The sequence below is a fragment of the Rugosimonospora africana genome (genome assembly GCF_016862975.1).
Lineage (GTDB): Bacteria > Actinomycetota > Actinomycetes > Mycobacteriales > Micromonosporaceae > Rugosimonospora > Rugosimonospora africana.
In genome coordinates this window covers 141,306-164,268 of the sequence record NZ_BONZ01000049.1, presented here as the reverse complement: position 1 = coordinate 164,268, position 22,963 = coordinate 141,306, and the positions used below count along the sequence as shown (strand labels likewise).

Annotated in this window: 29 protein-coding genes and 1 other RNA gene; 13 read left to right on the top strand and 17 right to left on the bottom strand. The window is 69.5% G+C overall.

The features are described 5' to 3' along the window. The first annotated feature begins 470 nt into the window (after positions 1–470). A complete protein-coding gene (locus Raf01_RS26090; RefSeq protein ID WP_203920626.1) occupies positions 471–947 on the top strand; it encodes a hypothetical protein in 477 nt (158 codons plus the stop codon). 231 nt (positions 948–1,178) lie between these two features. Here the strand turns inward: Raf01_RS26090 and Raf01_RS26085 are convergent, their stop codons facing one another. Continuing rightward, complete coding sequence (locus tag Raf01_RS26085; protein ID WP_203920625.1) at positions 1,179–1,361, bottom strand: hypothetical protein; 183 nt, start codon at positions 1,359–1,361, stop codon at positions 1,179–1,181. A gap of 584 nt (positions 1,362–1,945) precedes the next feature. Here Raf01_RS26085 and Raf01_RS26080 point away from each other — a divergent pair. Genes Raf01_RS26080 through Raf01_RS26065 form a run of 4 tightly spaced genes read left to right on the top strand, consistent with a single transcriptional unit; the run spans position 1,946 to position 3,088 of the window. Further along, positions 1,946–2,221, top strand: a complete 276-nt coding sequence (locus Raf01_RS26080) for a hypothetical protein (protein ID WP_203920624.1) — start codon at positions 1,946–1,948, stop codon at positions 2,219–2,221. Beyond that, positions 2,218–2,409, top strand: coding sequence for a hypothetical protein (locus Raf01_RS26075; RefSeq protein ID WP_203920623.1), 192 nt, complete (start codon positions 2,218–2,220; stop codon positions 2,407–2,409). Before Raf01_RS26080 ends, Raf01_RS26075 begins: the two co-directional genes overlap by 4 nt. Then, on the top strand, positions 2,406–2,795 hold the full coding sequence (locus Raf01_RS26070; RefSeq protein ID WP_203920622.1) for a hypothetical protein: 390 nt from the start codon (positions 2,406–2,408) through the stop codon (positions 2,793–2,795). The genes Raf01_RS26075 and Raf01_RS26070 overlap by 4 nt, the downstream gene beginning before the upstream one ends. Continuing rightward, on the top strand, positions 2,792–3,088 hold the full coding sequence (locus Raf01_RS26065; protein WP_203920621.1) for a hypothetical protein: 297 nt from the start codon (positions 2,792–2,794) through the stop codon (positions 3,086–3,088). Before Raf01_RS26070 ends, Raf01_RS26065 begins: the two co-directional genes overlap by 4 nt. A 155-nt stretch (positions 3,089–3,243) precedes the next feature. On the opposite strand, the gene Raf01_RS26060 is transcribed toward Raf01_RS26065, so the two are convergent. Beyond that, positions 3,244–3,504 carry a hypothetical protein gene (locus tag Raf01_RS26060; RefSeq protein ID WP_203920620.1) on the bottom strand — a complete coding sequence of 87 codons (261 nt, stop codon included), beginning with the start codon at positions 3,502–3,504 and terminating at the stop codon, positions 3,244–3,246. Between the two features lie 154 nt (positions 3,505–3,658). Here Raf01_RS26060 and Raf01_RS26055 point away from each other — a divergent pair, with 154 nt between their 5' ends. Genes Raf01_RS26055 through Raf01_RS26045 form a run of 3 tightly spaced genes read left to right on the top strand, consistent with a single transcriptional unit; the run spans position 3,659 to position 4,467 of the window. Next, positions 3,659–3,862 (top strand): hypothetical protein, encoded by a 204-nt coding sequence (locus Raf01_RS26055; protein ID WP_203920619.1) that lies wholly within the window; start codon positions 3,659–3,661, stop codon positions 3,860–3,862. Between the two features lie 32 nt (positions 3,863–3,894). Next, positions 3,895–4,137: a hypothetical protein gene (locus tag Raf01_RS26050; RefSeq protein ID WP_203920618.1), complete on the top strand. Its 243-nt coding sequence runs from the start codon at positions 3,895–3,897 to the stop codon at positions 4,135–4,137. 3 nt (positions 4,138–4,140) lie between these two features. Beyond that, the gene (locus Raf01_RS26045) at positions 4,141–4,467 is read left to right on the top strand and encodes a hypothetical protein (RefSeq protein ID WP_203920617.1); all 327 of its coding nucleotides are present in this window, start codon (positions 4,141–4,143) and stop codon (positions 4,465–4,467) included. Between the two features lie 85 nt (positions 4,468–4,552). On the opposite strand, the gene Raf01_RS26040 is transcribed toward Raf01_RS26045, so the two are convergent. The 6 genes from Raf01_RS26040 to Raf01_RS26015 form a co-directional block, all read right to left on the bottom strand. Then, positions 4,553–4,972 (bottom strand): hypothetical protein, encoded by a 420-nt coding sequence (locus Raf01_RS26040; RefSeq protein WP_203920616.1) that lies wholly within the window; start codon positions 4,970–4,972, stop codon positions 4,553–4,555. 252 nt (positions 4,973–5,224) lie between these two features. Beyond that, positions 5,225–7,039, bottom strand: coding sequence for a hypothetical protein (locus tag Raf01_RS26035; RefSeq protein WP_203920615.1), 1,815 nt, complete (start codon positions 7,037–7,039; stop codon positions 5,225–5,227). A gap of 185 nt (positions 7,040–7,224) precedes the next feature. Then, positions 7,225–8,373 (bottom strand): hypothetical protein, encoded by a 1,149-nt coding sequence (locus Raf01_RS26030; RefSeq protein ID WP_203920614.1) that lies wholly within the window; start codon positions 8,371–8,373, stop codon positions 7,225–7,227. Between the two features lie 341 nt (positions 8,374–8,714). Then, positions 8,715–8,912 carry a hypothetical protein gene (locus Raf01_RS26025; protein ID WP_203920613.1) on the bottom strand — a complete coding sequence of 66 codons (198 nt, stop codon included), beginning with the start codon at positions 8,910–8,912 and terminating at the stop codon, positions 8,715–8,717. Then, positions 8,909–9,250, bottom strand: a complete 342-nt coding sequence (locus tag Raf01_RS26020) for a hypothetical protein (protein WP_203920612.1) — start codon at positions 9,248–9,250, stop codon at positions 8,909–8,911. Before Raf01_RS26020 ends, Raf01_RS26025 begins: the two co-directional genes overlap by 4 nt. Positions 9,251–9,254: 4 nt before the next feature. Next, complete coding sequence (locus Raf01_RS26015; RefSeq protein WP_203920611.1) at positions 9,255–9,473, bottom strand: hypothetical protein; 219 nt, start codon at positions 9,471–9,473, stop codon at positions 9,255–9,257. Between the two features lie 644 nt (positions 9,474–10,117). On the opposite strand from Raf01_RS26015, the gene Raf01_RS26010 reads away from it, so the two are divergent. Continuing rightward, a complete protein-coding gene (locus tag Raf01_RS26010) occupies positions 10,118–10,303 on the top strand; it encodes a hypothetical protein (RefSeq protein ID WP_203920610.1) in 186 nt (61 codons plus the stop codon). Positions 10,304–10,331: 28 nt separating this feature from the next. On the opposite strand, the gene Raf01_RS26005 is transcribed toward Raf01_RS26010, so the two are convergent. Then, entirely contained in the window at positions 10,332–10,520 is a 189-nt protein-coding gene (locus Raf01_RS26005; RefSeq protein ID WP_203920609.1) for a helix-turn-helix transcriptional regulator, read from the bottom strand. Between the two features lie 386 nt (positions 10,521–10,906). On the opposite strand from Raf01_RS26005, the gene Raf01_RS26000 reads away from it, so the two are divergent. Together Raf01_RS26000 and Raf01_RS25995 are read left to right on the top strand one after the other, a co-directional pair. Then, positions 10,907–11,311, top strand: a complete 405-nt coding sequence (locus Raf01_RS26000; RefSeq protein ID WP_203920608.1) for a hypothetical protein — start codon at positions 10,907–10,909, stop codon at positions 11,309–11,311. Beyond that, positions 11,304–12,470, top strand: coding sequence for a tyrosine-type recombinase/integrase (locus Raf01_RS25995; RefSeq protein ID WP_203920607.1), 1,167 nt, complete (start codon positions 11,304–11,306; stop codon positions 12,468–12,470). Before Raf01_RS26000 ends, Raf01_RS25995 begins: the two co-directional genes overlap by 8 nt. Positions 12,471–12,500: 30 nt before the next feature. Here Raf01_RS25995 and rnpB read toward each other — a convergent pair. Beyond that, positions 12,501–12,911: RNase P RNA component class A (gene rnpB / locus Raf01_RS25990), an RNA gene on the bottom strand. Positions 12,912–13,217: 306 nt separating this feature from the next. Between rnpB and Raf01_RS25985 the strand changes: the two genes are divergently transcribed. Next, on the top strand, positions 13,218–14,201 hold the full coding sequence (locus Raf01_RS25985) for a phosphotransferase family protein (protein WP_203920606.1): 984 nt from the start codon (positions 13,218–13,220) through the stop codon (positions 14,199–14,201). A gap of 12 nt (positions 14,202–14,213) precedes the next feature. Here the strand turns inward: Raf01_RS25985 and Raf01_RS25980 are convergent, their stop codons facing one another. The 4 genes from Raf01_RS25980 to Raf01_RS25965 form a co-directional block, all read right to left on the bottom strand. Next, the gene (locus Raf01_RS25980; RefSeq protein ID WP_203920605.1) at positions 14,214–15,098 is read right to left on the bottom strand and encodes a hypothetical protein; all 885 of its coding nucleotides are present in this window, start codon (positions 15,096–15,098) and stop codon (positions 14,214–14,216) included. Beyond that, the gene (locus tag Raf01_RS25975; protein ID WP_239133911.1) at positions 15,095–15,463 is read right to left on the bottom strand and encodes a PadR family transcriptional regulator; all 369 of its coding nucleotides are present in this window, start codon (positions 15,461–15,463) and stop codon (positions 15,095–15,097) included. Before Raf01_RS25975 ends, Raf01_RS25980 begins: the two co-directional genes overlap by 4 nt. Positions 15,464–15,563: 100 nt before the next feature. Continuing rightward, a complete protein-coding gene (gene mctP / locus Raf01_RS25970; RefSeq protein WP_203920604.1) occupies positions 15,564–17,195 on the bottom strand; it encodes a monocarboxylate uptake permease MctP in 1,632 nt (543 codons plus the stop codon). Positions 17,196–17,198: 3 nt separating this feature from the next. Continuing rightward, on the bottom strand, positions 17,199–17,426 hold the full coding sequence (locus Raf01_RS25965; RefSeq protein WP_203920603.1) for a DUF3311 domain-containing protein: 228 nt from the start codon (positions 17,424–17,426) through the stop codon (positions 17,199–17,201). A gap of 252 nt (positions 17,427–17,678) precedes the next feature. Here Raf01_RS25965 and Raf01_RS25960 point away from each other — a divergent pair, with 252 nt between their 5' ends. Then, complete coding sequence (locus Raf01_RS25960; RefSeq protein WP_203920602.1) at positions 17,679–19,760, top strand: acyltransferase family protein; 2,082 nt, start codon at positions 17,679–17,681, stop codon at positions 19,758–19,760. A gap of 39 nt (positions 19,761–19,799) precedes the next feature. Here the strand turns inward: Raf01_RS25960 and Raf01_RS25955 are convergent, their stop codons facing one another. The 3 genes from Raf01_RS25955 to Raf01_RS25945 all read right to left on the bottom strand — a co-directional run bounded on the left by Raf01_RS25955 (position 19,800) and on the right by Raf01_RS25945 (position 22,921). Next, a complete protein-coding gene (locus tag Raf01_RS25955; RefSeq protein ID WP_203920601.1) occupies positions 19,800–21,116 on the bottom strand; it encodes a bifunctional RNase H/acid phosphatase in 1,317 nt (438 codons plus the stop codon). A 102-nt stretch (positions 21,117–21,218) separates the two neighbouring features. Continuing rightward, positions 21,219–21,959: a zinc ribbon domain-containing protein gene (locus Raf01_RS25950; RefSeq protein WP_203920600.1), complete on the bottom strand. Its 741-nt coding sequence runs from the start codon at positions 21,957–21,959 to the stop codon at positions 21,219–21,221. Continuing rightward, positions 21,956–22,921, bottom strand: coding sequence for a Nif3-like dinuclear metal center hexameric protein (locus tag Raf01_RS25945; protein ID WP_239133910.1), 966 nt, complete (start codon positions 22,919–22,921; stop codon positions 21,956–21,958). Before Raf01_RS25945 ends, Raf01_RS25950 begins: the two co-directional genes overlap by 4 nt. Positions 22,922–22,963 lie beyond the last annotated feature (42 nt).

Genomic DNA, 22,963 nt, shown 5'->3' with positions numbered 1-22,963 from the left:
ACGAGAGCGACAACTCGTCGTGATCAACGGCCGAACACGGCCACTGTCAAGCATCAGGTGGGACGCCGGTGTCAAGCATCAGGCGTGACACGACATCGTTGTTTGGTTGTTGTACTGCCGAATAGTTCTCATCAGGATCAAGGCGCCGCGCGAGCGCGGCGCAGCGGCGCACTCGTCGGCGCGCTGCAGGCGGCGCTGGGGCGCCGGCATCGCGCGCCACGGCGCGCCGCACCCTCGCAACGACTTGACCTCAGAGCGTGCCTCCGGCGGGAGCGCTCGGGCCCCGGGGTGGGTGCCATCCCGCCCACCGTCGACCCAGGCGCAGCCAAGCCGGAACCTGGCCCCGGGTCCAGGTCGTACGTCCAGTAGGGCGCTCCACCTGGACCCGGGGCCAGAACCCGGCTTCACGATGTGTGGGTCGACGGCGAACGGGACAGCAGGCGTCTTGACGGGTACGCGACGATCCTCGTATGGGGCAGTGGAGGCGACCGTGGCTCGACCTGCGACGCATCCTCGTCTATCCGCTGATCGCTGTCATTGTCCTGATGATGATTGTCGGCATCGTCGCGCAAGGATGGTCCGGGGCACTCAGCATCGCGATCATGGCTCCCGGGTTGGTCTTTCTCACGGCGCACCTCCGTGCAGGCATCGACGTCAGCATCACCGGGATCCGGATTACTCGCCTCCTCAGACGAGAGGTCGTTCGCTGGGAACAGATCGAGGCAATAGCAGTGAGTGATACGCCGCACCCGCAGATTGTGGTGTACCGCGCGGCCAGCAGTCCGATCATGACTGGGGTCTACCGCGATTTCCCGGGATCGCGATTCGAGGTGTGGCTTCGCCCGAAACCCTTCGACCGTCTCGTCACGCGCTTGCAACAGATGCACGGTCAAACTCGCGGCGATTTCGGCGTCGCCGACAATCACAGCTCATCGTCGCAGGGCTGACCAGCGTGGACCCAGTACCGTACGCACTGCGCCTGGAAGCTCCGCCGGCCGTGGTCCTATCCTGCTCGTGCGACGATGACGCTGGACTCGCACGAACGGCGAAGCTGACTGGCGGTGGGCGTGGACCCGATTGAAGCTCTTCGGCGTACGACGAGGTGGCGTCTGTGGGTCCGAGGAACGCAAATCGAAGTTCCCGCGTTCGCCGCGACGTTCGCCTTCGGCCTGCTGGCCTCAGGTCACGTGCCGAGCGCGGTAGGCGTCGCGGTCATCCTCGCCGGCATGGCTACCGTCCTGGTCGGCCTCGTCATGACAGCCATAAGCGTGCGTGTATTGATGTACCAGTACTACGCGCTCTTCAACGGGCTGCAGTCTGCGGTGCTCCGGGCCTTCGCCAAGGATCTCTTCAGCCTGCATAAGCCCCCTCCTCTCGCCCAACCAACATGGCCGCCACCGATGTGGCACGGAGTCGGGGCGTCGCCAAACCCAGTCACGAGTGAAGGTCGGCTGACCCCAGCGTCTGACCCCAACGCTGACCCCAGTCGACCGCGCCCCACCCCACGCGCCCAACCTCCCTACCCAAGTCGACAACCCTGAGCGCGCCGTGCCCGTCCCTTGTAATCGGAGGGGTCGCCAGCTCAAGATCAGGGCGTCTCCAGGGCGTCAGGGCGTTCCCAGGGCGTCAAACGGCGACCAATGTCGACCATCAACGACCATGAGCGACCGCACATACAGGCACGCCACAGCCTTGATCCGTACCGCGACCAGGAGCGCGATGGACGAGTCGACCTGTACGCCGGGTACTTCCGGGCGCGGTTTCCTGGCCTGCCGCGCTCCCCCGCGCAGCCGTCCTGACCTGCGCGAACACTTCTCGGAAGATCTCGCTACTTCTCGCAACTTCCGGGCGTGATGTGCCCCGGATGTGCCCCGTCAATCAGGCGGGCCCGGACGCGGTGATCGAAGCACCGGCCGGGCCCTTGATCGCCCCGTGGAGGCGACCCATGAGCAGTATCCCCTGTCCCGTGCTCGGCGCGGGTACGGCAACCATCGACCCTCCAGCCGCCGTCGACGTCCCGCTCGACCGGGTCCGGCGCGTCTGGCAACTCGAGGACGCGATCGCGGACATGGTCGACCGGCTGTCGAAGGCCGAGCGTCAGTTCGCGTACACCTCCGGCGGCGACGACGCGGTCCACGAGCGGTGGTACCGGGCGTGCTGCCGCCGGCGCCGCGCCGTCCGCCGCCTGGTCGCCACGCTGGCCCGGGAGGCGACCCGATGACCGCCACGAGCGACGCAAACGTGAAGCGTCCTCGGACGGCAGCTGCCACCGCGGCGAACCGGCAGCGGAAGGCCGAGAACCTGTGCGCCGAGCTGGTCGACCGGCTCGACGCGTTGCCCGAACCGATCCTGGCCGCGGTCACGGTCAAGCTGCTGGCCGAGTGCCAGCGCCGCGGCGGTGCCCGGTGAAGCCCGTACGGCGGCCGGCCGGCCGCACCGCGTCCGGGTACCAGAAGCCGATCGGCGGCCGGGTACCGCAGGCCGATCTGCTGCGCGCCACGCGGAAGGCGTTCGACCTCGGGCAGCGGTACGCGGAGAAGCGTCTCGCCGGCGACGGCCTGCCGCCATCGGTGTATTACCAGGTCTACGCCGATGTGCTGCGCGACCTCGGGTCGGTGGCCGACCCGGTCGACGATGAGGACCTGGTCGACGAGGACGATGGCGGCGTGGTGATCGACGACCTGACGGCGCTCGCAGACTCCGTGGCCGAAGCGCCGCGTACACAGTGCGGCCGGTCGGCCGCTTGGTGGATCAGGCACCGGCCGAGCCGGCACGGCACTCGGAGGCCGCGATGAGCCGCGCGGTGATCTACCTGCCGTACAACCCGTCGATGGCCGAGACGTGGGCCCTGGCGTGCATCCGGTACGTCGAGAACCACGACCTGGAGCTGGCCGCGCTCATTAAGGCCACGCAGACTGACGACCGGTGGGCGACCGTGCAGGCCATGATGGCCGCCAATTGGGACCTGGTGGTGGTCGTCGCCCGCCCGGAGCACATCCGCCGCGATCACCGCTACCTCGTCGTCAACGACCAGCGCGCATCCCGGCGCCGGCCGGGCTCACGTCGGCCGCAGATCCTGCCGAGGTAGCCTGCACAGACCGCGAAGGCCCGCCCCCTGAAGCCGTGGGGACGGGCCTTCGCCACATCGCTCGACTTTCCCCAGGGAGAGAGAGCGGACATGTCGGGGGTGTCCGGGTACCCCCCATAGGGGAAAAATCCGCCAGCGCCTGGCGGGTCTTCGCGTTAGTCGGCTTCGATGCCGGCGGCGCGCAGGATCCGACGGATCGTCTCTCGGCTGTACTCGGAGCGCCGGGCCAGGTCGCCGACCCGGGCGCCGCGTTGGTACTCGGCCGCGATCGTCTTGGCGAGCTTGTCCCGGGCGACGTCGATGCGGTGGCGGGCGTCCGCAACGACCTGCCGGGCGCGCTCTTCGGCGGCGGGCACGTCAGCCTGCGCGGCCTTGAGCACTTGAAGCGCCTCGACGACGTGATCCACATTGGCCATGCTCGCAGGCAAAGCCGCTGGCCACGGCCTTTGGGTGACACAGTGGCCACAACGAGTGTTCCCAACAGTGGCCACACGGTGGCATGGTGTCTGTGGCATCCCCCTCGTTCGGGGCGCCCCCCGGGCCAGCGCAGCCACGCCAACCCGGGGGAACTTGACCGACCCTCAGGAGGTCGACCCGGTGATAAGTATCCCGTACTGGGCCCGGCGGTTGATCAACCGCACCACGCGGGCCGAAGCTGAGCCACCCCGCCAGCTGGTCGACCCGCGACCCGTCGACGCCTTCCACGACAAGCTGTACGACGGCGACGCCGAGGCATGCGACTACTTCAAGCGCAACCCGGGCCGGTGGTCATGAGCGGCGCCGGGCCGAACGCAGAGACCGGTTCCATGCAGATCCCGATGTCCATGCCGCTGTGGCGGTGGCCGATGCTGCTCACGGTCACCGAGACGCTGGAGCCGGCACTGCTGATCACCTGCGGACGCGGCCAGTGCCGGGAGGCGATCCTCGACCTGTCCGCCGCGCAGGCCCGCGGGTACCCGATCGAGCTGGGCCAGATCAACGCCCTGGTGCTCGATCACGTCAACGGCAAGTGCCGCTCCGGCACGATCCGCGCGGTCACCGAGGGCTGAGCGGTGGTGGAGATGTTCTTCCCGTACCGGCGTCTCCTGCCGGACGCCACCCGGTGGGTCCTGGACCGGGAACAGCTCGTCGACGCCGGCGACCACTACCGGATCCCACGCGGCGAGGACGACGCCGAGCGCCTGGCCCCGATCTGCGCCCGGCTGGAACAGTTCGTGGACGGCTCAGGGGTGGAGCTGCTGCGCGTGACGGTGTGGGCTGGCGATGAGCCGATCGGGTCGAAGCTCACCGGCCTGTACTGGGCGATGCGGACCATCGCGAGTCACCCGCGCGGCGCCACGCACGTGACGCTCCAGGGCCTGGGCAACTGGCTGACCTGACCCGGGCCTCTAACATCTGTAGAGCGGCCCGCCCTCCGGCTGTCCCCGGCGGGGCGGGCCGCACGTGTGTACCTCGGGGGCAGGGTCAGCAGTAGCCCTCATTCTTCAGCGTCAGCACCGCCTTGTCCCCGCCCAGGGACATCCAGCTCAGCGCACTGTCCGACGGCTGATGCTTCCACCGGCCGGCTTCGTAGATCATCGAGTACGTCGCCGTGCCACCGCCGTAGTCCTCCGACACGGTGACCGTGACGGTGGCGATGTTCCCGGCGTCGTTGAGCGCAATGGCGGTGTACTTCTCGCTCTTCGCCAGTCCGGGGCAGGCGTTCGTGACCTTGATGTAGTCGGCCCGGGTGATCGCCGCCTGCCCGGTCGCGGTGAGCAGATCCCACAGAGCACCGCCGTCGGCTCGTGCGGCTGCCGCCTCCAGCTGGACCACAGCGGCCTTCGCGGCCTCGTAGGTGCGCGGCTCCCCGGTCGGGCTCGGCGACGGCGTAGGCGACGCCACAGCGGGCGAGGGTGACACCGCAGCGACAGCGGCGGGCGGCGGCGTGGCAGCCGGCTTATCGCTGGAGCAGCCAGCGACGGCCAGAGCAGCAACCAGCATGGTGGGTACGGCAACGCGAAGCGATCCGGGTAGGCGAGTCATGCCCGTGAGTGTGACCCGCCGTCGCCAGCAGATCACACCGTTGATCGGCTAGTCGTCAGTCGACTGCCGTCCGCCGGCGATGGGCCAGACGTCCCCCTCCAGCCAACGGCCTCAGATCCGCTTCATCCTCTGCCGCCACCGCTCACGGTTGATGGCCCGATCGGTGTAGCTGTAGACCAGGCGGCCATCGAGGTACAGGTTGCTGGTGACGTTGCTCTCGACGTGCGTCGGGGCCGGGCCACCGGTCCGGCTCGTGCCCACCTGGTCGCTGCCGTCGGGCCCGTTCTGAGCCCTGAACTGTGCGGCGGTGACGGCCGGCTGCCACGACGCATCCGCGGCGAACGCCCGCCGGTTGCTGTTGCCGACAGCCAGAACCGATCCGTTGTTCTCGATGAACCTCGCGCCGTTGCCGGTCACGATGGCGTGGATCGTGACGGTCTTGTCCTTGATCCCGGCCAGCGCGCCGTTCACGCTGTCCCGGAAGGCGTTGAAGTCAGCCTGTGCTTTCTTCAGCTTCGGCCCGATTCCGGGGATCCAGCCGAACGACGTCGCGGCCGCGTTGACGATGAGCCCGAACCCGGCGAGCGTCACCGAGACGATGCCGTCGACGGCCCGTGTCACCTGCCCGACTGCGATGAGGAATCCGGATCCGACGTTGAGGATGTACGGGGTCAGGGTGATCGCGGCACCGGTCAGCGCGCCGACGTCGCCGATGACCTGCTTGATCTGCGGTTCGTTGTGGTGGAACGCCTGTACCAGGTCGGCCCAGGCCGTCTTCCAGTTGTTGACGACGCCGGGCTTGAAGTACTGATACAGCGACTGGAATTTCGCGGTCAGGCCCGAGCTGTCGAACCACTTCCCGACGCTTACGAGGACACCCTTGGCCTTGTCCCAGTTGTTGGCCACCAGTGTGAAACCGGCGGCGGCCGCGGCAGGCCACTCGCCAGCGGCCACGGAGACCGTCAGGCCCACCACGGCGAGGGTGTTGCTGAACGCCTTCACTTTCGGCTCAAGCCCAGCCAGCCAACTGCCGAACTCCTTCACCTTGTCCCAGCCGGTCTTCAACCGGTCCAACCCCGTGTCGATCCGGTCGAGCGACCCCGAGATGTCCTGTGACGACACCGAATTCGCCCAGGCGGTGAACTTGTCTGCCAGCCCACCGACCACTTTGGACAGCGACGTGAACTTCCCGCTGCTGGCCCGGGCAGCGAGGTTCCCGAACGCGATCGCCGCCGCGGTGACGTGCGGGGCGAGGACTCCCGCGGCGGTCGCCGTGTCCTGCGTGATACCACGGATCAGCTTCTGCCCGGGCGTGGAGTTGATCCACTTCGCGACCCCGACGACCACGGAGTTCTCCGCGACGGCAATGTCCCCCATGCCCTTGGAGATGCTGGGCAGGTTGACCTTCACGAACTCCTTCGCCAGCGGAGTGACACCCTTGGATGCCAGCTGCTGCAGGTGCGCGGTCAGCTTCGTCGTACCGCCGTCCGCGGCGACGAACTGACTCGTAACCGGCTGAAGAGCCCGGGCGAGTCCGGGCCCAATCAGCCTGGTCGTGCCGACGAGCAGACCGAGCGAGCCGACCAGCGACGGGATGAACGCGACCAGCGGAGCCATCTCGCCGGCGGCCGCGGCCGCGGCCTTCCCGAACGCCACGACACCTTTCGCCGCGGCGATGGTGCCGGTGGTCGCCGGGCCGATCAGGGACCCGAACGCGGCGACCTTACCGGCCAGCGTCACCGTCGACTTCGCCGCCGACAGGGCCGACTTACCCCACGCCTCGACCCGCTTCTGCAGCTTCGACGTCTGTGTGTCGGTGTCCTTCGTCGCCCGTTGCAACTGCTGGTAATTGCGGGTCGCCGACCTCGTTGACGCGCCGGTCCGGTCCCGGCCGAGGATGTCTATCGTGACGTCGCGATCAGCCACAGTCAGCTCCCTTGTCCGTCGTGAACTCCTTGCGGACCAACGGTTTCGTACGCCCCCGGGGCGGTGCCGCTGGAAGGGTCACCGCGGCCGTGAGAGTCGGCCACTCGCCAACCATCGATCCCGCAGCCCGCTGCAATGCCGACGGGCAGGGGTGACGTTGACGGCACATCCCCGGGGCGCACGACTCAGGACGCCGAGTAGTCCAGGCGGTACACGTCGGCCGGCTGCGAACACCACGCCGTCGAATACCCCCAGATACACACATCCACATAGGACACAGCAGCGGAGAGGAACGTGAAACGGTTCGTCATCTCCGCTGCGTGCACCACAGCCGGGTTGAACAGGTACGAGTCCCCGCCGCCACCATTCGCCGCGGTCAACGCTGCCGCCGGCGCGGCCAGATGCGACCCGAGGTCGAGCACACCACCGGGCCCGACCCGGTAGTACCGCCGCCCGCTGTCGTCGGCCGCCCGACGAGTCGGCCCGTACGCCTCGCCCGCCAGCACCAGCGACGTCAGCAGGCCGCCGTCCGGCGCTGTCGCCAACGGGATCAGAATGTCGTCCCAGTCCCCCCGCAGGTCGTCGTCCATGCCTGCCAGGTTCACGATGTTCCCGGCCGCCAGGCTCAGCCCGTCGAGCATCGCCGCGATACGCGCCTCCACCACCTGCGCCCACGCCTGGAGCATGAGCCCGAACACGATCTGGTCGACCAGCGCCGGCGGCCCGTAGTCGATCAGCGTCCGGCTGAGACTCGCCTTCCCGGAGATCGGCGCCGGGGCCGCGATGTCCGATGCGGTGATCGTCAGCGTCGCCGTGGTTGGCTCGTCGCCCTCGGTGTGGGCGTTGGCCATGCCGCTGGCATCGGTGACACGCGGCGTCGTGATCGACAGGTTCGACGTCAGCGGACTGTTGCTGCACGCATCCCACAGCGGCCGGTTGCGGGCCGGCAACAGCGTCGCGGGGACGTCGCTACGCTGCGTCGGGTTCAGCGTGGCCACGTTCGCCTTCGTGATGTTCGCGAACGAGGCGGCCATCCCGTCCGGGTGCGCCATGAACGCCAGCGCGTAGTTCCGCGCGTTCGGGTCCGGATCGCGGCCACCGGGAAGAGTCACGCCAGCCGTGTCGAGCAGATCCGTCAGGAACGACCGCTGCGCCGGCTGACCATCGAACCGGTACAGCGGCTGCTCAGTCACGACCGGACCGGGAATGTTCAGTTGCCGCGGCCCAATGTCGTTGATGGTGAGGCCACCGGCCGCCGGCGCAGCCTCCGCCGCGTTGAGCGCACGCCAGTTGGCCGCGATCTGCTCCGGGTTGAAGTCGCCCGTGCTGGGCATCGCACCGACCGTCGACATAGCCCCGCCCCCTTCCGTCGAGAAGTTGATCTTCAATGATCAACTAGCATTCGGCGTCATAGTGGCACGCCATGCCATCTGGCAGCAAGTGCCAGAAACAGCGCCGAATGACCCCCGAATCGCTGCACTTTCCGGCCTCAGTAAGCACCACCACGAGGGGGGGCCAAGACCGCTCCATCAGCGCATACGCGACTCGGAGTCGACCCCTGAGCGCTCGAATCGCACGGGGAGGGGGGGACAGAGGGACGTGGGTGTCCGGGATACCCCCCATAGGGAAAAATTCGGACATTGCGATCGTCGCGGTGATCATCGTCAGCACCATGTCACGGGCGTCTCGGCGAGGATCGCCGTGCCTCGCGTCGCTGCCATACCGGCCGCTTGCCCTGTTGCTTGCCGGCACGCAGGTCGCGGCACCAGGCGTCGAACTCGTGCCACGCGGCGAGGCAGGCCGGGCAGGTCGGTGTGCCCTGCCAACGGTGGCGCAGGTACCCGGCCGCGGTGCCACATGCCGTGTCGCTCATACGCCGCCGTGGGCCTGCGCCCAGCGCAGCCGCGGGCAGTTCGGCGGGCAGTGGCGCACGTCGTCGTCTGGGTAGCGGCTGTCGTGCGGCATGAGGTAGTCGTGGCGTGGTGGGTCGCCGAGGTTCTGGCCTGGTTGCCAGTCGGCGAGCATGGCCGACCATTCGTGTGGGCCGAAGGTCTGCGGTCCGAGGTTGGCGACCCAGCCGGCGAGGAGTCCGACCAGCGCGGTGAGCTGTTCGGGGGCTTCGGGTGTGGCGACGTACGCGCCGGCCATGTCGCCGATTTCGATGGCCCGGAGGATGGTGACGGCGGTACCCGTCATGTCCTGCCGCTTCATGCCACTACTCCTTCTGCTGTGCTGGGTCGGTCGCCAGGCGCGCGGCCGCGGCCGGGTCGTAGTGCGGGTTGGGTTCTCCGGTCGGTGCGGTACCGGCCGTCCAGTGCGAGGTGCGAGCGCGGCGGTTGCCCGCGAGCAGCTGGTGCAGCTGGGCCTTGGCTATGTCCGTCGGTAGCGGATCTGACGGCCGGTCCTCACCGGGCAGTGCTTCGCGCGCCGGCACCTGTGCGACGGCCGCGCCCGAGTCACGTTCTTCGGCGACCGGTGCCGCGCGAAGCGTGGCGGCGGCGGACGCCGGAGAGTGCTCTCTTACGGAGTCCTTAGGAGAGTCCTCCGTAAGAGAGTCGGGTCCACGGGATGGACCGGTCCGGTCCATCCGGTGGACCGGTTCGGTCCATGGCGTGGACCGGTTGCGGTCCATCGGATGGACCGGTTGCCCACCACGCGTGGACCGGTCCACGGGATGGACCGGTCCATCTGCTGGACCGGTTGCGAATCGGCCATCGGCGCCGCGCGCCCGGGCCGGCGTCGACCGCTCTTCCGGCTCAGTCGCCGAGCTCTCGTCCGGTACGCGCAGCCGGTACATCACGCGCTGCCGGTGCTCCGGTGGCGCACCGAGTCGCACGAGCCAGCCTTCGTCGACGAGCGACGTCACCACCTTCACCGCGGTGACCTTCGAGCGGATCCCGCACTGCTGCAAGAGGCGGGCGAGCGCGACCCAAGCCACATCGGTGCCCCGGGCGTGGTTGGCGTAGCAGAGGGCAACGAGCCGTTGCTCGGGCGTCAACCGCGTCGACGACCAGACCGCGTCTCGGTACCTCTTAGCCGGCGTCAGCTCGGTCACGGATGCCCTCGCAGCTTCCGCGCGTGGCGCGCCTTCAGGCCGGCGTCACGGCGCGCGGCGAACTCGGCCCGCACCGCACGTGCGTCGCGCCGGCGCCGGCCGGCGGCCTCGAGCTGGGCGGCCAGGCGGTCACGAAACTCGGCATCGTCGTAAGCGTGCGGCGGTACGCTGTCGCCAGTCTTGCCGACTGCGATGCTGGCCCCGGTTGATCCGGGGCCTCGCTGCGTCTGGGCCATATCAGACCGTCGCCGCCTGGTCGTCGAGCCACTTCTCGACGTCCGACCACCGGTAACGCCTGTAGCGGCCCACCTTCGCGTACTTCGGCCCTAAGCCCTGATACGCCCACTGATCGAGCGTGCGCGGTGGCACTTGCAGGAACTGTGCGACTTCATTGGTTGTCCCGAGGGGACGTCTATCGCCCACCATGCCACCCCCTATTAGGTGTGGATCACTGCCTGACAGGGAGATCTTGGACGCAAGGGTTGTGCAGTGTCAAGTAGGAGTGACATGCTGCCTAAATGGCAGCGACAGAGCCGGCGGGTAGTCGGCATCGGAACGAGGCAGGCCCGGTCGGCGACCAGGTACGCGCCAACCTGAAGTTCTTCCGGGCCCGCCAGGGGATCTCCACAACGCAGCTCGCCAGGCTGCTGGAGGCACTTGGGCGCCCAATCCTCGCCACAGCTATCACGAAGATTGAGAGCGGTGATCGCAAGGTTGACGTCGGGGATCTCGTCGCGCTCGCACTGGCGCTACGCACAACCCCGAACCGGATGCTGCTACCCGACTACGGGCCAAGCAGAGGTCAGGCAGACGTGGCGTTGACGCCGACCGTGACGGTCTTTCCAGACCTGGCATGGGCATGGGCGAGCGGAAAACAGCAACTGCTCGCCGCCGAGATCGCCTTGGGTCACGGCGAAGAAAGCCCGTTCGAGGTCCTGGAGGAGTTTCGCCGGAACGCACTGACCACCGCCGAGAGGCAGCATGCCGATCACACGGCCGTACGCGCGGCCGAAGCCGTGCTGTCCAGCATCCGCGGAATCCTCGACCGCATCGACAACCCGGTGCGGTACGACGTGGAAGACGAATCGCGCGCCCGCCACCCGGACAGCGCCGCGAGACTGGGACCGGCTCCGGCCACACCCGAGGGGTTGCGCGCCCGGCTCCGGAGTCTCATCGCCGAGATTGACGCGCTGATCGGGGACGATTCCGATGGCTGAGGTGTACGACCGGTGGCACAAGTCCCGGCCGAAGCCAGACGAGCCACACTGCCGCGAGCACGACAAGGTACCGACCCGCGACCACGGCATCGGGAAGCGATGGCAGGTTCGGTACCGCGACGCCGCCGGTGTCCAGAAGAAGGAGAACTTCGCCAAGAAGCCGACGGCGTCCGACCGGTCGAAGGTGGTCGGCGCTGACCTGGTCCGCGGCGTGCACCTGGACGTGAAGGCCGGCCGGATCTCCGTCCGCCAGTACGCCATGGAGCGGTGGCTACCGACGCAGGTTCACCTTCGGCCGAACAGCGCCGAGCTGTACCGCTCGCACCTGGTCACGCACATCCTCCCGCTGGTCGGCGGCCGCCAGGTCGGCGCGCTGCGCAAGCCGGACATGAAGAACGTCGTCGCGGCGCTGTCGGCGAAGCTGGCCCCGACCACGGTCGCCACGGTCTTCGCGGTGCTGCGCGCGATGATGCAGGCGGCCGTCGACGACGGGTTGACGCCGGGTAACCCGTGCTCCCGTGTGCCGCTGCCGGCCGTCGAGCCGCGCGTCCTGGTGCCGCTGACCGCTGGCCAGGTGTCGGCGCTGGCCGCGAGCATCACGCCCCGCTATGAGGTGATGGTGTGGCTGGCCGCCGGCGCCGGGCTGCGTGAGGGTGAGGTGGCCGGGCTGCTGGTCGACCGGATCCAGTTCCTCCAGCGCCGCGTCATGGTCGAGGAACAGGCCCAGGGCGGCAAGCTGGTGCCGTTGAAGACGAAGGCCAGCAAGGCGCCGGTTCCGGTCGACGACTTCATCCTGAGCAAGGTGACCGCGCACCTGAAGCAGTGGCCGAAGAACTCGACCGGCCTGGTCGTCACGAATCGGTCCGGCAAGATGGTCCGGCGGGGCACGTTCACCTGGTGCTGGCATGAGGCGGTCAAGGGCGCCGGTCTGCCGAAGGGAACACGGTTCCACGACCTCAGGCACTTCTACGCCTCGACACTGATCGCCGCCGGCCTGTACCCGAAGGTCGTTCAGGCCCGACTCCGGCACGCCACGCTGGCCGAGACGATGGACACGTACGGGCACCTGTTCCCGGAGCACGAGGAGTTGGGCCGGGGCACGATCGGGGCGGCTTTCGCCGCCGATGTGCCCCAGGAGTGCCCGGAGACCGGATCATGAGTGCGGCGCCGCTGGTCACAGGCGTGGCGATGGACGAGTCGACCTGTACGCCGGGTTCTGTCCCCCGCGCCGGAGCACGGGAGGGCGGCCATCCATCTAGACCTGCCGTCGCCGGCAGGTTCAAGCGGCCCACCCGCAGGCTCGGGCGGGCCGCCCTCAAACGCCTGCGCAGGTCACCGTCTCGCGGCGGAGACCCTTTTGGCCTTGCTCCGGGTGGGGTTTACCGAGCCACCCCGGTCACCCGGGGTGCTGGTGGGCTCTTACCCCACCGTTTCACCCTTACCGCGCCCGCCGGCCGAAGCCGTCGGGCGAGGCGGTTTGCTTTCTGTGGCACTTTCCCGCGGGTCGCCCCGGGTTGCCGTTAGCAACCACCCTGCCCTGTGGAGCCCGGACGTTCCTCGGCGACCTCACAGAGGCCGACGCGACCGCCCAGTCGACTCGTCCATCGCGCCAACAATCTTACGTGGCGCGAATTCCCCACCCTCGCAGCCTGCCGCACCTCGAATCTTGGTACGAAACTGCCCCTCTGGGGGCGGATCAGTACCAAGATCTAGCGACCGCAGCCCGAAATGTCCAGAAAACGACCGGCGGGGCAAACCGGTTGCCCCCAAACCAGGAACCAAGCCAGGATGACGGGCCGCCATCAACACCAGCAAAGCCACCAACACCGGCAAAGCCGCCAAGACCGGCAAAGCCGCCGACACCCTCAGAGCCGCCAAGGCCAGGAAAGACACCAGGAGAGCCACGATGACCCGTACCTTCCTGCGCCCAGACGACCTCCACGACCTCGTCGCCGACCAATTCGGTACCGGCCGGCGGCTGGCCGCCCTCGACCGGCTCACCGGCGGCACGAAGAAGGGCGTGTACCGGCTCACTCTCGACGACGCCACGACCAGCGTCCTGTACGTCTGGGCGCCCGACGAGGACTACTGGCCGCCCGCCCCGCCGGCCGTCCCCGACAGCCCGTTCCGCGACGCCTTCGGTGTCGAACTCTTCGCCACCAACCATGCGGCGCTGGACGCTGCCGGCGTGCGTACCCCTCGGCTGTTCCTGCTCGACCTCGACCGCCGCTACCTCGGCGCGGACCTCGCCCTGGTGGAGGACGCCGGTTCGGTGACGCTCGAAGCGCTGATGGAGCGCGATCCCGCCGCGGCGGCCGAGCCGCTGGCCGCGCTCGGCGACGCGCTGCGCCGGATGCACACCACGACCAGCCGGCAGTACGGCAAGCTCACCCTGATAGCAAAAGAAGAAGCAGAACAGGAGCGGCCCACCGAGAGCATCATCCTGGACCTGGCGCTACACGACCTCGACGCGGTGAAGGCGCGCGATACCCGGATCGCGGACGCCCACGACCGGATCGCCGCGCACCTGCGCGAGCTGGCCGCCGCGGTCGCGCCGCGGCGGAGCTACGGACTGGTACACGGCGAACTCGGGCCGGATCACGTGCTGGTCACCCCGGCCGGTGAGCCGGTGCTCATCGACTTCGAGGGGCTGGTCTCGTTCGACATCGAGTGGGATCACGCGTGGACGCAGATGCGGTTCGGCGATGCGTACCCCGCGCTGAAGCCGGTCGAGGTGGACGCGGCCCGGCTGGAGTTCTACCGGTACGCGCAGGTGTTGTCGCTCATCGAAGGTCCGCTGCGCATCGCGGACAGCGACTTCCCCAACGGCGACTGGATGCGCGACCTGGCCGAGTGGAACATCGGCAAGGCGCTCGCCGCGTTGTCCTGAGGGGCCGAGACGCTAGGTCCTGGCTCTCAGCCGCACAAGCACAGCGCCGACGCACACGGAGACCGCGGCGGCGGCCAGGTAGGCCGACAGCAGGACCGGGTTTTCACCGGACATTGCGTCTACCCATCCGGGGAGCACGTAGGAGAGCGTCGACATGCTCGCGCCGATCAGCAGTACGGCACCGACGATGGCGGCACGAGCGTCGAGCGCCGACCACGCCAGGCAGCCGGCCGCGACGGCCAGCGGGAGGTACAGCCCCCACCCCACCTCGTCGAACGCGGTGGGCAGCACGGCCGCCGTGAGCGGAATCGCGAGCAGCCAGGCCATGGCCCGGCGGCCTGAGGCGGGGCGGCACACCACCAGCGGTACCGACACCGCCGCGGCGAGCGGAAGCTGCCAGAACTCGCCGAGCGCCGGCCTGGCCTCGATCGGCAGCCAGCTCATCGCCCATTGCGCGGCCGCGAACGCCAGCCCGACCAGGGCGACGCCGAGCCGGTACCGTCCCCGGCCGATCGCCATGAGCGCCGCCACGCCGGCCAGTGCCGCGGCGGGATGCCCCAACGCGGTGAGCGGGTACGTCCGAACCATCAGGATTTCGGCGCCGACAGCGCGGATCGCGTGTACCGCCGACTGAGCGGTGGCGTGCGCGATCAGTACCAGGACTGCCACCCGCAGCGCGGACAACCAGACCTGCCCGGGCGAGCCGGCGACCGCCCCGAACCGCACCCGCATGGCGCTGACGACCAGTGCCGCGACTTCCCGCCGTAGCGGACGGGGGTGCCCGGATTCGGCGGCGTCCAGGAGCGTCGCGAGGATTTCCGCGCCGCGCTCCCGGCGGTACGCCTTCGGGTACAGGCGCAGCAGCCGCCGGTAGCGACGTTCGAGTCGTTCGCTCATGCCGGCATCACCCCGGGCTGCCCGGGCCGGCGTGCGGAGCGCCGCGGGTTCGGGTGCTCGGTGACGAGCTTCGCCGCTTCCGCCATGCGTTCCGCCTCGGCGCGCAGGGCTTCCAGACCGGTGGCGGTCAGCTCGTAGTAGCGCCGGGCCCGGCCGTTGACCACCTGTTCGTCGACGACCCGGACGAGCCGCTCACCGGTCAGCCTGTCGAGCGCGGCGTACAGCGTCCCCGTCGCGAGTTTGACCCGCCCCCGGGACAGCTCCTCGGCGCGGCTCATGATGCCGTAGCCGTGCAACGGCTGATCCTGTAGCGCTGCCAGGATGAAGTAGGTCGGCTCCCGCATTCGCGAGGAAGAGACAGTCATGACGGTACGATATGACGATGATCTACCTATACGCAAGCGGTCGGCCGGATACGGAAACCGGCCGGCCCCTCGACGGGACCGGCCGGCATCGGTGTGCCGTTCAGGACGTGGGTACCGGCTCCGGCAACTGGTCCTCGGCGAGCGGCGGCGGGGTCTTGCTGTCCGCGTCGCTGAGGTAGTCGTCCGGCGAGGTGGTGTCCACGCCGTCGGAGGCCCGCAGAGCCCGGCAGATCAGCGTGACGATCACCGCGACGACCGCGTTGGCCACGACCGCGACGAAGCCCACGTACACCTGGGTCTTCGCGTCCAGGCCGATCGAGGTCGGGTCGAACCACTTGGACAGCGGGAAGGCCGAGCCGCCGAAGTGCACGTGGTTCGTGGCGGGGTTGGGGATCTGGTAGAGCATCCACACGCCCAGGCCCATGCCGACCAGCCAGCCGGCCACCAGCCCCCAGCGGTGCAGCCAGCGGGTGTAGAGCCCGATGCCCACGGCCGGCAGCGTCTGCAGGATGATGACGCCGCCGATCAGCTGGAGGTCGATGGAGAACTGCGGGCTGATCAACAGGATCACCAGCACCGCACCGGCCTTGACGACCAGCGAGGCGACCTTGCTGACCGCCGCCTCCTGGCGGGGTGTCGCGTCCCGCTTGATGTACTCCTTGAAGATGTTGCGGGTGAACAGGTTCGCCGCCGCGATGGACATGATGGCCGCCGGTACCAATGCCCCGATCGCCACCGCCGCGAACGCCACACCGGCGAACCAGTGCGGGAACATCTGGTCGAACAACTGCGGCACGACCGTGTTGTTGTCCGCCTTGCCGTTGGTCTTGATCGGTGTGGTCTGGGCCGCGATGGCCATATAGCCGAGTAGCGCGATCAGGCCCAGCAGCAGGCTGTAGGCCGGCAGCGCGGACATGTTGCGCTTGATGACGTTGCGGCTGCGGCTGGCCAGCACGCCGGTGATGCTGTGCGGGTACAGGAACAGCGCCAGCGCCGAGCCGAGCGCCCAGGTGACGTACTGCCACTGGTTCCCGGGGTTGAGCACGGTGCCGTGCGTCTTGGCGAACTTCGCGTCGGCGGCGTCGAAGATCTTGTGCCAACCGCCCAGCTTGTACGGGATGTAGATGACCGCCACGATGATGACGATGTAGATCAGCGCATCCTTGACGAAGGCGATCAGTGCCGGGGCCCGGAGGCCGGACTGGTACGTGTACGCGGCGAGGATCGCGAACGCGATGATCAGTGCCCAGGTCGGGTCGACGTGCATCGACTTGAGTACCGCCTCGATGCCCACCAGCTGCAGCGCGATGTACGGCATGGTGGCCACGATGCCGGTGATGGCCACCAGCAGCGCCATGGTCGACGAACCGGACCGGGCCCGGACGAAGTCGGCCGGGGTCACGAACCCGTGCTTGTGCGACACCGACCACAGCCGTACCAGCACCACGAACACCATCGGGTAGACGATCACGGTGTACGGCACGGCGTAGAAGCCCAGGGCGCCGGACGCGAACAGCAGGGCCGGTACGGCGACGAACGTGTACGCGGTGTAGAGGTCGCCACCGACCAGGAACCAGGTGATCCAGCTGCCGAAGCTCCGGCCGCCCAGGCCCCACTCGTTGAGGTGGCCCATGTCGTCGGGCCGCCGCCACCGGGCCGCGATGAACCCGATCGCGCTGACGGCCAGGAAGATGACCGCCGCGATGATGATCTCGGCGAGATGATCCTTCATCGATCAGCCCTCCCGGGTTCGGGTCAGCCGGTACACGATCAGGGTCGTCGCGACGCTGAGCAGGATGAAGGCCAACTGGAGCCAGTAGAAGCGGGGGAAGCCCAGGAAATACGGGTTCTTCGAATTGAAGAGGAAGAACAGAAGGGGTACGACCACGGGGATGATCAGCAGCCAGTGCCAGGGGCTGCCGGTTCTGCGGCGGGGTACCGGTTCGGTCTGTGGTTCGACCATCAGTCCTCCTTGAACACACCGGGTAGTCGCCCGGTTCTTGATCTACCGGGCGTGGCGCAGGTTACGCCGAGGCTCGGACTTTTCCACGCGGATCGGATAGACGGCTGCGCCGGGCGGTAGGTGATCGTCCGCGAACGGTCGCTTCGGTGCGCCCGGCGGCAGCCCTCCGGGCCGGTCGCCCGAACGCTCACTCGGGCCGGTTCGGGGGGCTTAGCCCGGCCCGAACCGGGCACAGGGCATCCCGGAGGCCCGATGGGAGCAGACGCCCGAGCACGTACCCAGCCCGGCGAGGCGGTCTACCGGTACCGCCCCGCGCTCGACGGAGTACGGGCGTTCGCGGTCGCCGGGGTGGTGCTGTTCCACGCCGGGGTACCCGGGATTCCCGGTGGGTTCCTCGGCGTCGACGCGTTCTTCGTCCTGTCCGGATTCCTGATTACCTCACTGCTGCTGGCCGAACGGGAACGCACCGGCCGGGTCGACCTGGCCGCGTTCTGGGGCCGGCGCGCCCGCCGGCTGCTGCCGGCGCTGCTGGTGCTGCTGATCGCGGTGGTGGTCACGAGCCAGTTCCTGCTGCCCACGGTCGAGCTGAGGCTGCTGCGCGGCGACGGGCTGGCCGCCCTGGTGTACGTGGCCAACTGGCGCATGATCTACCGGGGCGGCGGCAACTACTTCGCGCAGACCTCCGCGCCGTCGCCGTTGCAGCACACCTGGTCGCTCGGCATCGAGGAGCAGTTCTACCTGTTCTGGCCGCTGATCGTGATCGGCACGGCGGCGTGCCTGGCGACCCGGCGGGTCGCCCGTCGACCGCGGACGGAGCCGGCCTCTGGCGGAGGCGAGCAGCCACCACGTGGGGCCAGCCGGCAGGCCCGGGTGGTGCTGCTCCTACTGGCCGTCGCCGGTACCGGCGCCTCCGCGTACGCGGCCGCCTCGGCGTTCACGCCGGCCGGCATCAACCGGGTCTACTTCGGTACCGACACCCGAGTACAGGCGATCCTCATCGGCTGTGCGCTGGCCCTGCTGCTCAGCCTGCTGGACGACCGGGCACAGGGTGCCGATCCGCATCGGGCGCACCCGATCCTCGGCACGTTCGCGATCTGCGCGGCGGCCGGCCTCGGCTGGCTGTTGACGAATGCCGACGGTACCGCCGCCTGGCTGTACCGCGACGCCGGCCTGACCGCCGCGGCGTTCGCGGTGGCCGTGCTGATCGCGCACGCGGTGGTCAGCCCGAACTCCCCCACCGCCCGAATGCTCGCGCTGACCCCGCTGGTCTGGCTGGGCCGGATCTCCTACGGGGTGTACCTGTGGCACTGGCCGCTGTTCCAGTTCGTCAACGCCGAGCACACCGGCCTGTCCGGGCTCTCCCTGCTGTTCCTGCGTCTGGGGCTGGTGCTGGTCATCCCGATCGCCTCGTTCTTCGTCATCGAGGAACCGATCCGGCACGGGCGCCTGCTGCGCCGGATACCGAAGCTGACGCCGGTGACGACCACGCTGGTGGCGGTGGCGGCCACCGCGGTCGTCGTGGTGGTGGGGACGATCCCCACGCCGGCCCAGCGCACCTCCTTCACCGCGCCGCGCAACCCGGTGTACTCGCCGGGCAGCACCGCCCGCTCGCACCTGCCGCCGCCGATGCGGCGGTCCGGTCGGCGGCCGGGCGCGCAGCCGCGCATCGACTTCTTCGGCGACTCGGTGGCCTGGACGATCGGCACGTACCTGCCGAACCAGTCCAACGCGGCGGTGACCACCCGGGCGATCCAGGGCTGCGGGATCACTCTGCAGTCCGACATCGTGGAGTTGGGCAGCCCGCACACGCTGTACCCGTACTGTCCCAGTTGGCCGTCGCGCTGGCAGTCCGGAGTGGACGCCGACGATCCCGACGTGTCGGTGATCCTGCTCAACCGCTGGGAGCTGATGGACGCGCGGCTGAACGGCAAGTACACGCACGTGGGCAACCCAGACTTCAACGCGTACCTGAGCGGTCAGCTCAACCGGGCGGTGAGCATCGCCGGCTCACACGGTGCCCGGGTGGTGCTGCTGACGGCGGCGTACACGCACCGTGCCGAGCGCACGGACGGTGGCCTGTACGACGAGGACCAACCGTCGCGAGTGGACGCCTGGAACGCTGTCATCCGTGCGGAGGCGGCCAAGCACCCGGACACGACGGTGGTGCTGGACCTCAACAAGCTGGTCTGCCCGGACGGCAGGTACACGGAGAGCGTCAACGGCCTGCGGGTACGCAGCGACGGGCTGCACTTCACCCCGGAGGGAGTGCAGCAACTCATCGCGCCGTGGTTGATGCCTCAGCTGACCGGGATCGCCACGAACGGTGAGCCGTAAACCGGGCCAGCGCGGCGGGCTCGGCGCGGGCCAGCCGACTCACTCCAGGCCGGCGAGGTGCGCCGTGTCGTTCACCGTCCGTACCGCGACCCCGCCGTCCGGCCATGAGTCCACAATGGACACCCCGGCCGGGTCGAGGTGAAGCCGGTACAGGAAGGCGTCACCGGCGGCCAGCGCGTCACGCAACAGCAGCTTGATCGGCGACACGTGGGAGACGACCACGACGGTACGGCCCGGGTACGCCTCCCTCAGCCGGCCAACCGATCGCCGTACCCGCCGGTCGACCGCCTGGAACGACTCCCCGTTCGGCGGTGCCACGGCCGGCGAGTCCAGCCACTTGGTCAGGTGTGCCGGCCAACCCTCCCGTACCTCGGTGAAGGTCAGCCCCTCCCAGTCGCCGAAGTCCGACTCGATCAGGTCCGGGTCGGTGTTCACCGGTGGGCCGCCGAGCGCCTCGGCCAGCAGGGTGGCGGTCCCCGTGGCCCGGGACAGCGGCGAGCTGACCACCGCCGGAACGGTACCGGCCAGCGGAGCCAGCCGTGCCGCGGTCGCCCGCGCCTGAGCCAACCCGCGCTCGGACAGCGGCACGTCGCCCCGGCCCGAGTACCGTCGCTGGCTGTTCATCTCGGTCTCGCCGTGCCGGACCAGGATCAGCCGGGTCGGTACGCCGACCGGCCGCTCCCAGGACGGTTTGCCGGTACCGGACGCGGTCTCCCGCTCGGCCACCTCACCGGGGGCGCCGGGGCCGGCGACGGTGCCGGGAGCGCCGGGGCCGGGGGCACCGGCGACGGGGGCGGTACCGGTCGACGCCGCCGCGGCGGCCACCGACCGGGCGGCGGCCCGGCCCGGCGAGTCCGGCCCGGCGATGGTTCGCGGCTCGCCGGCCGCCTCGTCGACCGATGCCCGCGCGGTCGCCGACTTCGCGGTCGGCGGGGGTGGTTTGCCGGTCGCCTCGTCCATGGCCCGGTTCGCCAGCGCGTCGGCGTGCTTGTTGCGCTCACGGGGAATCCAGCCGAAGCGGACCGTGCCGAACCGACGCACCAGGGTCGCGGCTTCCGCCGCGAGCGGCCGGAGTCCGGCGTGCTTGATCTGCCAGCGGCCGGACATCTGCTCGATGACCAGCTTGGAGTCCATCCGGACGTCCACCTCGCTGGCACCCAGTTCGGCCGCCGCGCTCAGCCCTGCGATGAGGCCGGAATACTCGGCGACGTTGTTCGTGGTCACGCCGAGCGACTGGTAGCGCTCCACGAGTACCTCGCCGGACTCGGCGTCCCGCACCACGGCGCCGTACCCGGCCGGACCCGGGTTGCCGCGCGACCCACCGTCCGCCTCGACGACGACCCGTTCGACGCTCATGCCGGATCCTCTCCGACCGGTCTGGCGGCTTCGCCGCGCTCAAGCAGGTGACGCTCGCTCACGCGCCCGCTCCGCTCCCGCGGCCGATCCGGTTCCGCTGGCTCACAGGCCGCTCTCCGCGGTACGGACGAGGATCCGGCCACACTCCTCGCACCGGACCACCTCGTCCTTGGGGGCCGAGCGCACCGCGGCCAGCTCGCTGCCGAACAGCTCCAACCGGCAACCCTCGCACCGGCCGGCGCGCAGCAGGGCCGCGCCGATGCCGCCGGACGACTCCCGGATCCGGTCGTACAGCGCGAGCAGGTCGGCCGGCAGGTCGGCGACGATGGGTGCCCGGCCGCTGGCCCGAAACTCCTGGTCCTTGTTGATCTCGGCGAGCGCCTGGTCGCGGGCTGCCTCGACCTCCTCGCGCTCCTTGCGCGCGGCGGTCAGCCGGTCCACCGTCTCGTTGAGGGTCGCCTCGGCCTGCTCGCGCTGCTCCATCAGCTCCAGCTCGGCGTCCTCCAGTTCGGACTGGCGCCGGGCGAGCGAGGTGAGTTCGTGCTGCAACGCCTCCAGTTCCCGGGCCGGGCCCGTGCCGGCGTCCAACCGCGACTGGTCCTTGCTCTTACGCGTGCGTACCTGCTCCACGTCCTTCTCCAGCCGGGCGATGTCCCGGTCGAGGTCATCGACGCCGACCTGAGCCTTGACCCGCTCGTCGTCGGCGGCGGTGATCTGCCGGGCCAGCCGGTCCAGCTCCGCGATCTGCGGGAGGTTGCGGCGGCGGTGCGCGAGCTGGGTCAGCGCGATGTCGATGGCTTGGAGGTCGAGAAGGCGGCGCTGCGCCTCGGAATCGGCTTTCACGGACGCGGCTCCTTCATCGGTGGGTGTTTACGACCAGTCTGGCTCGGCCCGTCTGCCGCCGCGCCACGACCCGGACCAGTCGCACGACCAGTCTGGCTCGGCGCGTCTGCCGCGCGACGACCCGGACCAGTCGCGGTGGCCGGCGGTTCGCCGGATGCTACCTGCACGGTCCACGGATCGGTAACAAGGTCACTGACCTGGGTCGGTATTCCCACCGCTCCGGTCAGCTCGGCGGCGGCCCGGTCGAGCCAGGGACGTTCGGTGGCCCAGTGCGCGGCGTCCAGCAGGGCCGGGCCGCCGGCCGCGATGTGCTCGCTGGCCGGATGGTGGCGGAGGTCAGCGGTCAGGTACGCGTCGGCGCCGGACGCGGTCGCGTCGGCCAGGAACGCGTCGCCGGATCCCCCGCACACCGCGACCGTGTCGACCACCCGCTCCGGGTCGCCAGCCGCACGCACTCCCCAGACCGTCGGAGGGAGTACCCGCGCGGCGAGCGCGGCCACGTCCGCCAGCGGCATCGGCGACGGCAGCCGGCCGATCCGCCCGGTACCGCGACCACCGCCGGACGCGGCCCCCTCGGCCGGGCGCAGCGGGCGCAGTCCGGTCAGGCCGAGCCGTTCCGCCAACGCGTCGGAGACTCCGGGCGCGGCGACGTCCGCGTTGGTGTGGGCCACGAGCAGCGCGATGCCGGACCTGATCAGCCGGTGAATGATCTTTCCCTTGTACGTGGTGGCGGCGACGCTGGACACCCCGCGCAACAACAGCGGATGGTGCGCGATGATCATGTCCGCCCCGGCGGTGACCGCCTCTTCGACCGTCTCCGGTACGCAATCGACCACGAACAGCGCCCGGCTGGCGGGCGCGTCCGGATCGCCGGCCACGAGCCCGACCCGGTCCCAGTCCTCGGCCCAGCCAGGCGGATAACGCTCGTTGAAGTACTCCACAACTTCGCCCACACTGGTCACGGCCGCGAGGTTACCAGCGGCTCCCGGTCATCTCGTCAGGAT